This is a genomic window from Marinobacter sp. 1-4A, from assembly GCF_016597725.1.
Lineage (GTDB): Bacteria > Pseudomonadota > Gammaproteobacteria > Pseudomonadales > Oleiphilaceae > Marinobacter.
The window spans coordinates 51128-64831 of the sequence record NZ_VCGY01000010.1 but is presented as its reverse complement, the minus strand read 5'-3'; the positions used below and the strand labels follow the sequence as shown (position 1 = coordinate 64831).

Annotated in this window: 17 protein-coding genes; 6 read left to right on the top strand and 11 right to left on the bottom strand. The window is 51.4% G+C overall.

Translation table 11 applies throughout. The annotated features are described in order from the left end of the window. Window positions 1–98 precede the first annotated feature (98 nt). Window positions 99–1847, top strand: a complete 1749-nt coding sequence (locus FE845_RS16930) for a putative bifunctional diguanylate cyclase/phosphodiesterase (protein ID WP_227714462.1) — start codon at window positions 99–101, stop codon at window positions 1845–1847. Window positions 1848–1889: 42 nt separating this feature from the next. Here the strand turns inward: FE845_RS16930 and FE845_RS16925 are convergent, their stop codons facing one another. From FE845_RS16925 to FE845_RS16915, 3 genes are all read right to left on the bottom strand, one after another. Continuing rightward, window positions 1890–2219, bottom strand: coding sequence for a thioredoxin family protein (locus tag FE845_RS16925; RefSeq protein WP_200367317.1), 330 nt, complete (start codon window positions 2217–2219; stop codon window positions 1890–1892). Window positions 2220–2231: 12 nt separating this feature from the next. Beyond that, a complete protein-coding gene (locus FE845_RS16920; protein ID WP_200367315.1) occupies window positions 2232–2537 on the bottom strand; it encodes a hypothetical protein in 306 nt (101 codons plus the stop codon). An 89-nt stretch (window positions 2538–2626) separates the two neighbouring features. Next, the gene (locus tag FE845_RS16915) at window positions 2627–3106 is read right to left on the bottom strand and encodes an FKBP-type peptidyl-prolyl cis-trans isomerase (RefSeq protein WP_200367313.1); all 480 of its coding nucleotides are present in this window, start codon (window positions 3104–3106) and stop codon (window positions 2627–2629) included. Window positions 3107–3293: 187 nt separating this feature from the next. Here FE845_RS16915 and FE845_RS16910 point away from each other — a divergent pair, with 187 nt between their 5' ends. Continuing rightward, on the top strand, window positions 3294–3842 hold the full coding sequence (locus FE845_RS16910) for a hypothetical protein (protein WP_200367311.1): 549 nt from the start codon (window positions 3294–3296) through the stop codon (window positions 3840–3842). A 90-nt stretch (window positions 3843–3932) separates the two neighbouring features. Here the strand turns inward: FE845_RS16910 and FE845_RS16905 are convergent, their stop codons facing one another. The 5 genes from FE845_RS16905 to FE845_RS16885 form a co-directional block, all read right to left on the bottom strand. Further along, window positions 3933–4256 carry a hypothetical protein gene (locus FE845_RS16905; protein WP_200367469.1) on the bottom strand — a complete coding sequence of 108 codons (324 nt, stop codon included), beginning with the start codon at window positions 4254–4256 and terminating at the stop codon, window positions 3933–3935. Between the two features lie 23 nt (window positions 4257–4279). Continuing rightward, on the bottom strand, window positions 4280–4894 hold the full coding sequence (locus tag FE845_RS16900; RefSeq protein ID WP_200367309.1) for a 2'-5' RNA ligase family protein: 615 nt from the start codon (window positions 4892–4894) through the stop codon (window positions 4280–4282). A gap of 82 nt (window positions 4895–4976) precedes the next feature. Then, on the bottom strand, window positions 4977–5948 hold the full coding sequence (cysK, locus tag FE845_RS16895; protein WP_200367307.1) for a cysteine synthase A: 972 nt from the start codon (window positions 5946–5948) through the stop codon (window positions 4977–4979). 85 nt (window positions 5949–6033) lie between these two features. After that, window positions 6034–6414, bottom strand: coding sequence for a ribbon-helix-helix domain-containing protein (locus FE845_RS16890; protein WP_200367305.1), 381 nt, complete (start codon window positions 6412–6414; stop codon window positions 6034–6036). Between the two features lie 51 nt (window positions 6415–6465). Continuing rightward, the gene (locus FE845_RS16885; protein ID WP_200367303.1) at window positions 6466–7035 is read right to left on the bottom strand and encodes a DJ-1/PfpI family protein; all 570 of its coding nucleotides are present in this window, start codon (window positions 7033–7035) and stop codon (window positions 6466–6468) included. A gap of 240 nt (window positions 7036–7275) precedes the next feature. Here FE845_RS16885 and FE845_RS16880 point away from each other — a divergent pair, with 240 nt between their 5' ends. Continuing rightward, window positions 7276–8082: a DUF3750 domain-containing protein gene (locus FE845_RS16880; protein WP_200367301.1), complete on the top strand. Its 807-nt coding sequence runs from the start codon at window positions 7276–7278 to the stop codon at window positions 8080–8082. Between the two features lie 48 nt (window positions 8083–8130). Here FE845_RS16880 and FE845_RS16875 read toward each other — a convergent pair whose 3' ends face one another. Further along, window positions 8131–9393: a dicarboxylate/amino acid:cation symporter gene (locus FE845_RS16875; protein ID WP_200367299.1), complete on the bottom strand. Its 1263-nt coding sequence runs from the start codon at window positions 9391–9393 to the stop codon at window positions 8131–8133. Between the two features lie 439 nt (window positions 9394–9832). Between FE845_RS16875 and FE845_RS16870 the strand changes: the two genes are divergently transcribed. Together FE845_RS16870 and FE845_RS16865 are read left to right on the top strand one after the other, a co-directional pair. Continuing rightward, window positions 9833–10522, top strand: coding sequence for a hypothetical protein (locus FE845_RS16870; RefSeq protein WP_200367297.1), 690 nt, complete (start codon window positions 9833–9835; stop codon window positions 10520–10522). Between the two features lie 243 nt (window positions 10523–10765). Beyond that, complete coding sequence (locus FE845_RS16865; protein ID WP_200367295.1) at window positions 10766–11446, top strand: arginine N-succinyltransferase; 681 nt, start codon at window positions 10766–10768, stop codon at window positions 11444–11446. A gap of 137 nt (window positions 11447–11583) precedes the next feature. Here the strand turns inward: FE845_RS16865 and FE845_RS16860 are convergent, their stop codons facing one another. Beyond that, window positions 11584–11949, bottom strand: a complete 366-nt coding sequence (locus tag FE845_RS16860; protein WP_200367293.1) for a hypothetical protein — start codon at window positions 11947–11949, stop codon at window positions 11584–11586. 389 nt (window positions 11950–12338) lie between these two features. Continuing rightward, window positions 12339–12977: a DUF1294 domain-containing protein gene (locus FE845_RS16855; protein ID WP_200367291.1), complete on the bottom strand. Its 639-nt coding sequence runs from the start codon at window positions 12975–12977 to the stop codon at window positions 12339–12341. A gap of 289 nt (window positions 12978–13266) precedes the next feature. Between FE845_RS16855 and FE845_RS16850 the strand changes: the two genes are divergently transcribed. Then, on the top strand, window positions 13267–13599 hold the full coding sequence (locus FE845_RS16850) for a thioredoxin family protein (protein ID WP_200367289.1): 333 nt from the start codon (window positions 13267–13269) through the stop codon (window positions 13597–13599). Window positions 13600–13704 lie beyond the last annotated feature (105 nt).

Sequence of the window (13704 nt, the reverse complement as noted above, 5' to 3'; positions counted from 1 at the left end):
CTGGGCGATCATAAAAATACCTTCTACACTGACATGTACACTCCAAGCATAGACTTCTTGCTCTAAGGTTTTGGGGCGAGGTGTTCAGGGGATAGGGAATGTCAAAAACCAACGATACGAATATGCCGTTTTCATCAGACAATCACCAAGCAGGCATGTCACCTGATAGTGGAGAAAGTGGACAAAAATTCCACGAGCTGATTGAAAGCCTGCCAATGGTTGCGGTTCAGGGGTATAACAAAGATCGACAGGTTATATATTGGAACGAAGCCAGTAGACGTCTTTACGGATACACCCGGGAAGAGGCGCATGGCCAATTGCTGGAAGACCTGATTATTCCAGACAATATGCGTGACAGCCTGATCACCGCACACCAAAACTGGTTGACGAACAATGTCAGCATCTCCGCTGAAGAAATTGAACTGCAACATAAACACGGCCACCTTGTTCCCGTTTACTCCAGCCACGTAATGATCAAAAAGAACACGGGCGAGTGCGAAATGTTCTGTATTGATATCAGTTTGGAGGAGCAGAAAAAGGCGAATGAAAAACTCAGCCAGATGGCTAATTTTGACGATTTAACCCAATTGCCCAACCGACGAATGCTCGAAAGCGAGCTATCTACGAGAATTGCCAAAGCAGAACGAGGGTCTCAAAGCGATTTGGCGGTCGTATTTATTGATCTGGACAACTTCAAACTGATCAACGACACCCTCGGACATCACCATGGCGATGAGTTACTGCAACTAGTTGCAGAAGGCTTGAAAAAAGACATTCGAACCTGTGATTTTTTAAGCAGATTTGGTGGAGATGAGTTTGTTTTGTTGCTCACTGACTTCAATGATTTTTCAGGTATAAACGAACTTCTTCAGCGGCTAATTGGCGTACTTGATCAGGGTTTTGTAATGAACAGTATTTGTTACCCTGTAACAGCGAGCTTTGGTGTCAGCCTATTCCCGGACAATGGCACCACCGTAACCGAATTGATGGGGAACGCAGATGCCGCAATGTATCAGGCGAAAGACAACGGTAGAAACAGCATCTGTTTTTACACCTCGGACATCAATGACCAATTATTCCATTATCAAGAGGTGACCACACTGCTACGCAACGCGTTAGCAACCAATGGCCTACAACTCTATTATCAACCGCAAATTGACCTAAAATCCCGGAAAGTGCGTTCCTGTGAGGCGCTATTAAGATGTTTTGATAAGAACTTTGACCCCATATCTCCTGCTGAATTTATCCCGATAGCAGAAAAGTCAGGGCTGATTAACGATATCGGGGACTGGGTAATTGAAGAGGCTTGTAGGCAGCTACGGGCCTGGCAAGGCACCAAACTCGAAACCCTTCGGGTCGACATTAATTTGTCAGGCAAACAGTTAGCCAAACCGCATCTGGCAGAACATATTCTCTCTAGCCTGCAGAAATATCACCTACACCCTTCTCAGTTGGGTATAGAGCTTACTGAAAATGAAGTTATTGGTGGAGACGACGGGCAAATCAGGCAATTGGAAGCATTAAAACAGGCGGGCGTGCATATTTCCATTGACGATTTCGGCACCGGCTATTCATCTCTGGTGTACCTCCGAAAACTCCCGATCTGCAGCCTTAAAATTGACAGAGCATTTCTGCACCATGCTATGGAGAATGACTGCGATATGGCCATCATGGAGGCCATCATCACAGTTGGCCACCGCCTTGGGTTGGCAGTGCTTGTTGAAGGTGTAGAAACGTTGGAACAAGATCGCATAGTGAGCGAACGGGGGTGCGACTTGGCCCAGGGATTTTTCTACGCGAGGCCAATGCCCGCAGCTGATATGCTAGCTTTTAAGGTTGAGGTTTGAGCCCAATCACTGGTTGGGTGAGAATGGCCTCAGCTTAAGTTGTCACTCCAAAAGCCGATAAGGCCGCTCCAACGCAGCGCGCACGTCGCTGATGGAAAAGACTCTAGCGAACTCTGTGAATCGTTGCCCACCAAACCAAAGCTGAACAACAGGCAGAGAGAATATACCGCGAGCCGCGCATAGTGGGGCGGCGGCTTTCTGGCAATCAATATAGACTGTTACCAATCTCGGATATTCCTCACTGGCTAGCTTTTCAAGTTGGGGCTTAATGGCCTGACAGACGCCGCAGTGGGCTCCGCCGAAGAGGAGAAGCACTGCAGCGCTGGACTCTAGCAGTTCGGATAAAGCTTCTTCAGAACAGACGTTTTTCAAAGCTCAGTACCCTTAAGCTTCCCGTTCGATAAACAGCTTGATGTATAACAAATAGCCAGAAAACAACAAAATCGGTGCCACATACCAAAGGTACGCAAGCTTGCCCGCACCCGCGCGATACAGCCCAATTACAACAACAGCACTCACAATACAGCTTGCCGGTAATGAATAAAAAGCCGAGTCCAACACAGAAGAATCATATGGCGTAGGGCGGTGAGAGGCCCCAACAGCACTAAACCCGAACACCGCCAATAGAAACAGCATATAAGCTAGAAGAAACTGACCAACGCTACCTGCAACTACCCAACCTAGAGTCATCCGCATTTCCTTTGCTGTGGTATGTCAATCAAGAAACTGCTGTAGTCGAAAGCCCATCGATGACTACGCCACAACAGCCCCCTCATACGTCAGTGGTGCCCACCGGGTCCATGCGCGTGGCCGTGCGAGATCTCTTCTGGGTCGGCAGCGCGTACTTCAATGATTTCGACATCAAAGGTTAAGGTTTTACCGGCCATCGGGTGATTAGTATCAACATCCGCAAACTTTAAGCCAACCTTAACCACACTCACATGGCGCGGCCCCTGCTCGGTTTTTACCTGCGCGATCATGCCCGGCTTCCAGCGTTTCGCACCCATTAAATGCTTCACTGGCACGCGTTGCACTGCATCAGCCTTGCGTGGGCCGTAGGCTTTGTCTGGGGTGACGGTAACGCTGAACGTATCGCCAGCCTCTCGGCCTTCCAGAGCTTCTTCCAAACCTCGGATGATGCCTCCATGGCCATGCAGGTAAGCATTTGGCTCGCCGCCGCGGGAACTTTCAACAACCTTGCCCTGTTCATCGCTGACACTATAGTGAAACAAAACGACTTGATTCTTTTCGATTGGCATAGGGTTCTCTGGGATGATTAAAGGTACGCCATTATAACCAGTGGCAGTTCTGGCTGCAGAGGTGTTTTCTCATTCAGACAGAAGTGATTCATACAAGCTACTAAAAGCTGTGTGTCACCGCCATTCGCCTTATGCAATAATGTCATAACCGCAACCCAAACAGATGATATCGTTAGGAAACACCGCTATGAAGAAGTTTTTATTTTGCACTCTGGCTTCAGTAATGATGGTTGGCTGCGGAGGCGGGGGCAGCGGCAGCGTTTTGGAAGAAACCGAAGAAAATGCCGATCCCGAAATCGGAAACGAGGATAGCGGTGCCGTAACTCCAAGCGACCAGATAACAGTACTCGACGGCACCTGGAAAAAGCAATGTGGCCCCGTTGAGGGCGAACCGCACTATGATATCGTGACCTTATCGTTTAGCCGTGGCGAATTTACCACCGATATCGAAAACTACATCGATAGCGGCTGCACTACCCCACAACCGTTCGCTCCGAACCCAACGTCATCAGGCAACTTCGCATTGGGCGACGATGTTTTGCTGAGCGATGGTCTCACTGCTACCGAATTCAATATACATACGACCCAATTCGATGGCGCCTTTTTCGACATCAAAGAATACGACATTGTTTACATTGATAACGATACTCTCTATGCGGGAGATGGCGAAACAGATTCGCCATTGCAGAGGCCAACCAGCCTAGACTACGACCGCCCGTTCTACCGAATAAACTAGTGGCTCACGACCAATAGGCCATATACGAGCGCATACAGAACTGCTGCTAAAGCACCAGCAGCAGTTCTAGCCTCCCTCCCCCGTCTAATATCAGCGTGCTTTCAAACTAATCTGCTTCGTGCCAGTAGAGGCAAATTGGCCACTCTTACCCTTGCCAACGTACTCAACAGCGCCGCCTGACTTTAAAAAAGCAGCTGTCTGTTCCTCAATCATGGCGGTAGTCAATGTCGCTTTTGTGGGGCTCTTGCTCATTTTATTCTCCAAGTAATCGGTTGGTTTAATCACCAGCCTCAAACGGTCATGATATTCCAAATAGGAAATAATTGTTTGGAATGAGAGACGTTCTTTGATAGGAGCAAGCCCGCAGAGACTCAATTGCTGTCGTACAGCACTCTCTTCTGGAGCAACAATCACCCAACACAGGCCTCTGAGGCAACCTACCGCGCTAATTTGATGCGATGTAAAACCTGATAAGGCCCTTGTATTTCACGGGTTCTGTATTGAGCAAATACTATTTCATCAACCGTGAACTCGATATCTTGCGATTGTATGCCCGATAATTCTTCAACTATGCGTGAAGTGTCATGAGCTTCGTTGTAAAAACCCAGAGTGACGTGTGGCGTGTATGCTTTTGGGTTCTGCTCCTGTTCATCGCTGTTCAAACAGCTACGGATAGTATTCAAATAACCTTTTGGATCAGTCACTTCCAAATAAGGGCAGGTTGCAAAACTGTTGCATCTGGCCAGCTGTAAAGGAAAAGCAGGTAGTTCGGAAGCTTCCAACTGCTGAATACTTTTCCAAATCGAAGGCTTCAGCGAAGGGGGATCTTTCAGCAACCCCTCCAAAGCCAGAGTAATGTGAGGCTGGCGCAAGTAACCGGAATGCAACCACTCGGAAAGATAATCTTGATGGAACCGTATTTTTTTCAGGCAATCAGAGCCCGATACTTCAATCGCCCAAAACCCAAAATACTCAACGCCCTTATGCCATTCATAAAAGTCCCGCAACTCGGTAGCGTAGGTCGTTTTACTGTTTAAGAAATCGGAAAACATAATGAAACAACCGGGCTCTGATCTGCGGGTGCAACCCAGCGCCCCAACAAGAGTCGGGGCGCCATCAATGAGCTAGCAGCTTTTACTGCACGTTCTCCGCATCACCAAACTGCTCGGCAAACAGGGCGCTGGAGAGATAACGCTCAGCTGAATCCGGAAGGATGACCACAATGTTCTTGCCTTTGTGTTCTGGCTGCTGGCTAACGCGAACAGCTGCTACAACGGCCGCACCACAGGAAATGCCACACAGAATGCCTTCTTCCTGCATCAACCTATGGGCCATAGCCATGGCGTCTTCATTGGTTATCGTTTCTACCTGATCAACCATGCTCAGGTCTAGATTCTCGGGCACAAAACCAGCGCCTAGGCCTTGGATTTTGTGGGGAGCGGGCTTGAGGGCTTCTCCGTTTCGCACCTGAGTGATAATGGGTGAGTCGGCAGGCTCAACGGCAACGGTGGTAATGGCTTTGTCCTGCGTGTTCTTGATGTAGCGTGATACGCCTGTAAGCGTGCCACCCGTTCCTACACCGGCAACAAAAATATCCACAGCGCCATCTGTGTCGTTCCAGATTTCAGGGCCAGTGGTGTCTTCATGAATCTGCGGATTAGCCGGGTTATTGAACTGCTGTGGTAAAAAGTACTTTTCAGGTTCAGCAGCAGCCAACTCTTCTGCTTTAGCGATTGCGCCGGGCATGCCTTTGGCGGGCTCTGTGAGTAGCAAATCGGCACCCAGCGCTTTCAACACCTTGCGGCGCTCCAGACTCATTGAAGCGGGCATGGTAAGAACTATTTTGTAGCCTCTGGCCGCAGCCACAAAAGCCAGAGCTATGCCCGTGTTACCGCTGGTGGGCTCAATAATAGTCATACCCGGCTTAAGCACGCCCCGCTTCTCGGCATCCAGTACCATGGCGGTACCAATTCGGCACTTTACCGAGTAGGCCGGGTTGCGACCTTCAATCTTGGCCCAAATAGTAGCGCCATCATTAACACGATTAAGCTTGACCAACGGCGTGTTGCCAATGGACTGAGAGTTGTCTTCATATATGCGGGGCATCGATTATCTCCTCAAAAGTTCTGAAGTATTTAACCACAAGCCCGCGATATCACCGAAAAACCCAGACAGTTTTTTTCTACAGCGTTCAATGCTTTGCTTTAGTCACCATTTTCGGCGTGGCCGTATTGCCTGAATTACCCGCGAGAATCCGGTCAGCATTCAGTGAAGCGATCGGCACTCGGGTATCCCTTGGAACAGCGCCGTCTAATTGCAGCTCAAGATAGCGGAGCGCACAAACCCGCAGGAAGGACGTGAAATTGCCCAGATCGTGGCCAGCGTCAATGGATTCGTGGTAAAGCCGGGTGATCATCTGCGGGAGGTTCATGCCGTCCCGTTCGGCCAGTTCTGCCAGTACATGCCAAAAAGCGTTTTCCATGCGCACACTGGTGACCATGCCGTCAATACGCAGAGAGTGGGTCCGGCTTACCCAAAGCTCCGGGTCGGCGTTGATAAAGAGCTTACACATTACAGCCTCCCGGGAAGCGTTGAGGGGCCGGTGTGGCCAGCCCCTGTTGCGTTATTGATCCAGCAGTTTGAAGAACTGCGCCAACCAGGCCGGATGAGCCGGCCACGCGGGCGCTGTTACAAGATTAGCATCGGTTACAGCCTGATCAACCTCAATACTGGCGAAGGTACCGCCAGCCAATTCCACTTCCGGCTGGCAAGCCGGATAGGCTGAACACTTGCGGCCATCCAGAACCCCCGCAGCCGCCAACAATTGAGCACCATGGCAAATCGCCGCCACCGGTTTGTTGGTTTCGAAAAAATGGCGAACCAGATTCTTCACGTCTTCGTTAAGACGCAGGTATTCAGGTGCGCGGCCACCAGGCACCACCAGTGCGTCATAGTTCGCCGGGTCCAACCCATCAAAATCCGCATTCAGGGCAAATCGATGGCCCGGCTTTTCTGTGTAGGTTTGGTCGCCCTCGAAGTCATGGATGGCTGTGGCAACGGTATCGCCCGCTTTTTTATCCGGGCAAACGGCATGAACCGTGTGGCCGACGGCCATCAGTGCCTGAAACGGCACCATGGTTTCGTAATCTTCGGTGAAATCACCGGTAATCATCAAAATCTTCTTCCCACTCATGGCTATCTCCTTATGCTTGTTTTGACGAGCTTGGAAACAGTAGCAGTGGCAATGATGAAGTGGGTATTAAGAGACTACTACAAACCTTCCAGAGTGGGCGCTTGGAAAAAAAGACCTGCCCCGGTTTTCCGAACAACAACGATTGGTAATGCCTTGCATTGATACTTGAGGCTATATGAGCCGTATACTGACTCGGTCTTGACCATCAACCAATGCATGCAGCTCGAGGTACCCTCTGGCATGGTGAAACCCCTTCAATGGCTCATCAGAACCACAATATTTTTACTGGCTCTGCTAGCGGGCCCTGCACTGATTGCGGCCTGTAGCAGTCAGTCTAGCCAGAGCTGGCGTGACACTGATCGCTCCAGTGCAGGCATTGCGCCACTGCCCGATCAGGCTGAGGAAGCCATTGTGCAAGTTTACGGTGCCCGAGCTTATAATTGGCGCGGCAACTTTGCGATCCACACTTGGATTGCGACCAAAGTGCGCGGGGCATCATCCTACGAGGTTCACGATGTAACTGGCTGGGGTTATAACGCGGTGCGATCCCGCCCCGGTGAGCCCGATACTGCCTGGTATGGCAACCCGCCGATGTTGCTCGCCGACCTCCGTGGTGAGAAAGCGGAGGCCGCTATCATCAATATCCGGACAGCGATCGACGCCTACCCTTTCCAGAACAAATACAAAGCTTGGCCCGGACCCAACAGCAACACTTTTGTAGCCTGGGTAATCCGGCAGGTGCCCGAACTAGATGTTGCACTGCCCAACATTGCCATCGGAAAAGACTATCTCGCCGACGGCATTGTTGCGAAAGCGCCCAGCGGTTCAGGCTATCAACTCTCCCTCAAAGGTTATTTCGGCCTTATGGCGAGTATCCGGGAAGGTGTCGAGCTGAACATTCTAGGCCTTAACATTGGCATTGACCCTCTGGCTTTGGCTGTCAAATTGCCCGGGATCGGGCACATTGGCCTGCGCGACCCTTGGATGGATCGCTCAACGTGGCACCAATCCCCTTCAGAGGAGCAGGTTTCAAAAACCAGCCCATAAATCAATCTTGAGAAATAGGCCCGCACCGGTTTTCTTACAGAGCAGACCCTACGACAACACCTTCTCCGGCACCGAAGACCTTTCCATCACCGCCTCATCGTCCTGCTCGGAACGGGCAATCACGGAGGTACACGCCAGATCCCCGGTTACATTCATAGCTGTTGCCCCCATTCCTACAAGGGCATCAATGGACACCAACAGAGCCACCGTTTCAATGGGCAAGCCCACCTGAGCAAACACAGTGGCAATCATCACGATACCCGCACCCGGCACACCAGCCGTGCCTATGGAAGCCAAAGTACCGATCAGAACAATTTCTAGCATGGTGAAGACGTCCAGAGGCACCCCCACCACATTCGCGGCAAAGGCAGCAGAAATAGCAATACGGATACCCGCCCCATCCATGTTGATGGTGGCGCCCAAAGGCAGACTGAAACCGTAGATGCTCTGGGGAATGCCTAAACGCCGAGCAGCGTTGAGCGTTAGGGGCAGAGTGCCTGAACTGCTCTGGGTGGCAAACGCGGTGGCGACCGGAGCCCGAGCCTCACGAATAAAGTCCCTCAGCCCCACACCATTAAGGCGCATAAGAACCCCGTAGACCAGCAGTTGCACCCCCAAGGCCAGATACAACACCATAACCATATCGCCCAGGGCCAGTATCGTGGCTATGCCCTGCTCACCGGCGGTACTGGCCACAATCGCAAACACGCCAATCGGTACATACTGCAGAACCCCGGCCATCACCTTCATCGTGACTTCGTTCAGGCCAGAAACTACTTCATACACCCTGGCACCGGCTTCCCCGTGAGTGTCTGACTCACGTAGTTTCAGCAGAGCAACGCCAAACACAATCGCGGTAAAAATAATCCCGAGCAGATTCGGCTTGGCAAATGCCTCGACAATATTGGCGGGAACAATATTCAGAAGCACCTGAACAAAGCCCGGATTCTCCGGCACCTCAACACTGGCCGAAGGCGACAACTCCAGACCGCTACCGGGTTCGAATACGGAAGCCACAACCAGCCCCACCGTAATGGCCAGAGCCGAAGTCAACACATAGAAACCCAGCAGTTTTCGGCCCACGCGGCCCATACTGGAAAGATTGGCCTGATTGATCCCCACCATCAGGGTAAACAGGACAATCGGCACGATCAGAAACTTCAACAACCTGAGCAGCAATTCCCCTAACGGGTTAAGCCATTCGGCCACTGCCGGCCCGCCTACCAGACCTACAACCAAGCCAAGAACAAGCGCAATACCAATGCGCAGCACCAGAGAAGACTTCAGATAACCATCGAGTACAGCTTTCATGGGGGCTCCCGTTTCACGCGGACTCGTTAATGAGCGAGCGTTCAAATACGTCTGGGGCGGGGATTCTGGTCAGCACCGGCCTATGGGTAAACCGGTATTCCCACGTACGTTACTCACAAAAGCTGTGGATAAAGTTGTTGGCGACCGGGGGTTAAACAGTCGGAGACCCTGTACCCCAAGGCTTTCGGGAAACTGATGCAAAAATGGCCTATACAGTGAGGCTATATGAATATAGAAAATCCGTCTCAGCAGGAGCATGAAGGAAAGCGACGGCGATAAGGTTATCGGAGCATGGTGCCTGCAAGCCCCATCCCGGAGTCATCTTAAAGCGGGTCTAATTGGACGTGGAATTACTGATGTGCCATTTTTAGATTAATAGAGCAATGCCATGGATCGTTCTTTCACACCTTAATCCCTCTCACCCGAGGAACTTTCGGAAATGCTCAAGCGAACGCTTTTTGCACTGACCATTGCCATGGTTTTACTTTCTACCAATTCTCTGGCGGAACCTTTCACGCTCTCCCATGCCCCGCATCCGGCCATTAAGTCCATCTACATCCCGATTCTCAAAGAAGTCTACTCTGAGTTGCAAATGGCCGTAGAATTTCAGGAGATGTCAACCCACCGAGGATTGGTAGAAGCGAACGCCCGCCACGTGGACGGCGACGTCGCTCGTTTCTCAGAGGCCCTGCAGGACTATCCCAACTTAATGGCGGTGCCAACCGCTCTGGACCAAGCAGAAATTATTCTGCTGTGCGTCCGCGAGGCAGACTGTTCGGACAATGCACTCAAAGAGCCAAAAAACCGCATCCTGATTCCCACCGAAACGGCCGTCATGCGCCGTTTCATTGCAACCTACCCGGCCAATTTTATGCCTGTCAGCTATAGCCTGTCGAAATCACAGGAGATGCTTTCCATGGGCCGATTCAAATACGCCTTGTATGTATCTTCAGAACTACACCCTCACCAAGCCAAGACCGAGGAATACAACCTAAACTGGGCGGTACTGGAAAGTTGCCCTATCTACCACGTGCTGCATAAAGATCACAAAGCACTAGCAGACGCCATTGCCCCCATCTTATCTCGAGTACTTGAACGCTATCGGCGGGAACAGCAACTTAGGCAGTAGCCTGCATTCTCCGCACTGGCAATAGATTTTCCCCGATATTGAGAGCTCACGCCTTGTCAGCCAAAAACCATAACAACAAGCCAGCAACCCCAAAAAGAAGCACTGCAAAATGGACAGCCAAATTCTTTCGAATAGTTGGGGTTGGATGCGCTGTGTGGGATTATTGACCGAGTGTAAGCAAACTAGGGTATTGTTCCAAAGACCGCGTCAAAGGGCTTGGAGAGCGTTCAGGTGTCGTCAGCGATGAATGAAACAAACGAGGATAAAACAGCATCAACGCCGCCACCCAAAAAGAAGGGCTTCAGTGGCTTGCATGTCTTTGGCATTGTGCTGCTCACCATCGTCGCCACCTTAGGCGCTGGTTACTGGTGGTTAAGCCACTATGTGTTTCCTGAGAACTTCGAACCCGTAACCCTGAATGCCAGTGAACAGGATTCACTCAACAACAAGCTGAATACTCTGGGCATTGATACCCAAGGCGGTGAATCTGGCAGCCCGTTGCAGCCGGTACCCTACAGTGAAGAAGACGGCAGCCGGGAGGTACGTTTCAGCGAGCGGGAACTTAACGGCATGCTGGCCAACAACACCGATCTGGCTCAGAGACTCGCCGTCGATCTGTCGGACGATCTCCTGAGCGCCGTGCTTCTGGTGCCTCTTGAAGAGGGCTTCCCTGTGCTCGGCGGCAGAACCCTGCGAGTAAATGCCGGTGTGGAATTGTCCTTTGCTAACGGTCGACCCCTAGTTAAGTTAAAGGGCGTCAGCCTAATGGGCGTACCCATTCCGAATGCCTGGCTGGGTAACCTCAAGAATGTGGACCTGGTTAACGAATTCGGTGCCAACGAGGGATTCTGGCAATCCTTTGCAGCGGGTGTGGATTATATCGAGGTTGAGGATGGCCGGTTGCTTGTCCGGCTAAAGGAATAGACAGCCGGGGCAAATCTCTTTATCAAGCGCGAAAACAACTCTGTCTCGATTTTCTCACAACAACGAACCCCGCTTTTGCAGCTAACGCAGTGCCGCCGATAACTGAAGTGGATCCCGAAAAGCCGGCCTTTTTCTACTCAATCAAGATTGAAAAAGAACCCACCTAAAAGCACGATGGCAAGGAAGATCAAACCGGAAATCATCAATGCCCACCCCAAATAACGGTCAAAGCGAGTTGAGTAACGGCGCACTGTAGGCACATCTATGAGCGGATCATTTGCTTGATTGAAAATGCCCACAGGAAAAGCAATGGCAGAGGCGTACCAGAGTACCCGAAGCCCCACACCGTCCCATGAAGATTGGCGTTTTACTCCGTCCTTCTTCATCTGACGCTCGATTCTGGCCATTGAGAAACGGGCGAACCCTATCCAGACTACCGCCATAATCGCAAACACAACCAGCAGTACGAAGTAGTACCAACCTTCCGGTGTACCATCCAACATCTAAATCAACTCCTGTCCCAGATGCCGGCTGCAATATTCCGACCCCGCTTGTCAGCAATGGATCCTGCTCCCACCCCAGCAAAAACACCTACCGTCACAATGACTCCAAGCACTGCCCAACCAACTGGCCCCGCAACAAAGAGCCCCGATTTCGAGTGCTCACGACCTGCCAGTCAAAAACCATAACAACAAGCCAGCAACCCCGAAAAAAAGCACTGCAAAATGGACAGCCAGGTTCTTTCGCATAGTTGGGGCGGGCTTAGCGGTGAAACTGAAATAATCCTCACCAAACAGCCCAACACCGCAGCCCTCACAGTAGTTTTTCGAGTAAGAAACCCGGAGCTCAGATGGCTCAAATTTTTTCCGACAGCTGTAACAACTGGGTTTAATCACTTGGGGTGCCGTAAAGAATTCAACAAATCAAAGTCTAATTGCTGCCGCAAAGCAGCCGCTTCCGGCGCGACAAGCAGCCAGCCCAGAGCGCCCAGATTAGCAAGAACCGCCAGCCAGAAAACGAACTGATAGCTCCCCTTTCGTGTTTTGTGCCGAAAAACCTGCTGAGCCATAAGTGCTCCGGGCCAGCCGCAGCATAGCTCAAAGAGGTGCAGCGTGTTCTCAGCCGTACGCTGCCCACCTCGCTGCGCCGCGCGCTTATCGATCCAGTACATCACAAACAACACCACACTCACCCCGCCATAGGCAGCCAGGATAGAGACCGGCAGACTACCTCGGTGGAACAACCCCGCTAGAATGGTGAAAAACACCAGCACAACAGCAGCAGCCACCCAGACTCCCCGAGCAATACTGGCGCCAACCTTTGCCGCTCCAGCATACTGAAACCGCCCTGCTCTCGGCCGGCCCTGACTATCCTTCGCGATGGTATAGGCCACCTTGCGATCTGAAACTGGCCGGCCACGGCCTGCATAAGTGCTGATATGAGCAAAGACCCGCTCACCACCGCCCTCAGGAGTAATGAAGCCAAAACCCTTGGCGTCGTTCCATGCGGTGAGGATTCCTTTTTGGTTCAATTCATTTCTCCCTTCAATGGCTGATCAGAACTGACGGGACACAGATCGCTCAATGAAAGCAATCAGCCGTAAATTTTTGCCGCCAATGTCGATTACCCACCATTTGCCCTAGCATTCGAAATTGTCGAGGGCCGGGAAAACCCGGCGGCAATCCGGGATTCAGGCAGTCCTTTGCAGCGGGTGTGGATTATACTCAGGTTAAGGATGGCCGGTTACTTGTCCGGCTCAAGGAATAGAGAAAACCGGGACAGATTTATTTTCCAGATGGTTAGCACAGCAAGGAGATACCATGTCGTACACCAGCCAATATACACCCGAAACCCTGAGCCGGGATGAGCTGGACCAGAGCACGGGCCCAATGGTGATCGAATTCGGCACCAACTGGTGCGGGATCTGCCAGGGTGCTCAGGCGGACATCAAGGCGGCAATGGACAATCACCCAGACGTGCCGCATGTGAAGGTTGAGGATGGCAAAGGCCGCAGATTAGGGCGAACGTTTGGCGTTAAGCTCTGGCCAACCCTGATTGTTTTGAAGGATGGTGAAGAAATAGCGCGGGTCGTCCGCCCGGAAGACAGCAGCGACATCGAAGATGCACTGTTAAAGATTCACCTGAGCTGCTGAAAGCTTGGACACCGCCACCTCCAAAGATCACAAAAACAGAATCTGTAGCAAACTCACGGGATGAGGACTTGGTGCTGGACGAGTAGACTTGTTCTTTTACTGAAG

What these genes read in the sequence shown, in the direction of transcription:
- cysK (WP_200367307.1), bottom strand. Translation starts at nt 5,948, where the DNA reads ATGCCCCGCATATATGAAGACAACTCTCAGTCCATTGGCAACACGCCG.
- FE845_RS16860 (WP_200367293.1), bottom strand. Translation starts at nt 11,949, where the DNA reads ATGTTGGATGGTACACCGGAAGGTTGGTACTACTTCGTACTGCTGGTT.
- FE845_RS16880 (WP_200367301.1), top strand. Translation starts at nt 7,276, where the DNA reads ATGGTGAAACCCCTTCAATGGCTCATCAGAACCACAATATTTTTACTG.
- FE845_RS16910 (WP_200367311.1), top strand. Translation starts at nt 3,294, where the DNA reads ATGAAGAAGTTTTTATTTTGCACTCTGGCTTCAGTAATGATGGTTGGC.
- FE845_RS16850 (WP_200367289.1), top strand. Translation starts at nt 13,267, where the DNA reads ATGTCGTACACCAGCCAATATACACCCGAAACCCTGAGCCGGGATGAG.
- FE845_RS16870 (WP_200367297.1), top strand. Translation starts at nt 9,833, where the DNA reads ATGCTCAAGCGAACGCTTTTTGCACTGACCATTGCCATGGTTTTACTT.
- FE845_RS16930 (WP_227714462.1), top strand. Translation starts at nt 99, where the DNA reads ATGTCAAAAACCAACGATACGAATATGCCGTTTTCATCAGACAATCAC.
- FE845_RS16900 (WP_200367309.1), bottom strand. Translation starts at nt 4,894, where the DNA reads ATGTTTTCCGATTTCTTAAACAGTAAAACGACCTACGCTACCGAGTTG.
- FE845_RS16865 (WP_200367295.1), top strand. Translation starts at nt 10,766, where the DNA reads ATGAATGAAACAAACGAGGATAAAACAGCATCAACGCCGCCACCCAAA.
- FE845_RS16915 (WP_200367313.1), bottom strand. Translation starts at nt 3,106, where the DNA reads ATGCCAATCGAAAAGAATCAAGTCGTTTTGTTTCACTATAGTGTCAGC.
- FE845_RS16875 (WP_200367299.1), bottom strand. Translation starts at nt 9,393, where the DNA reads ATGAAAGCTGTACTCGATGGTTATCTGAAGTCTTCTCTGGTGCTGCGC.
- FE845_RS16920 (WP_200367315.1), bottom strand. Translation starts at nt 2,537, where the DNA reads ATGACTCTAGGTTGGGTAGTTGCAGGTAGCGTTGGTCAGTTTCTTCTA.
- FE845_RS16885 (WP_200367303.1), bottom strand. Translation starts at nt 7,035, where the DNA reads ATGAGTGGGAAGAAGATTTTGATGATTACCGGTGATTTCACCGAAGAT.
- FE845_RS16890 (WP_200367305.1), bottom strand. Translation starts at nt 6,414, where the DNA reads ATGTGTAAGCTCTTTATCAACGCCGACCCGGAGCTTTGGGTAAGCCGG.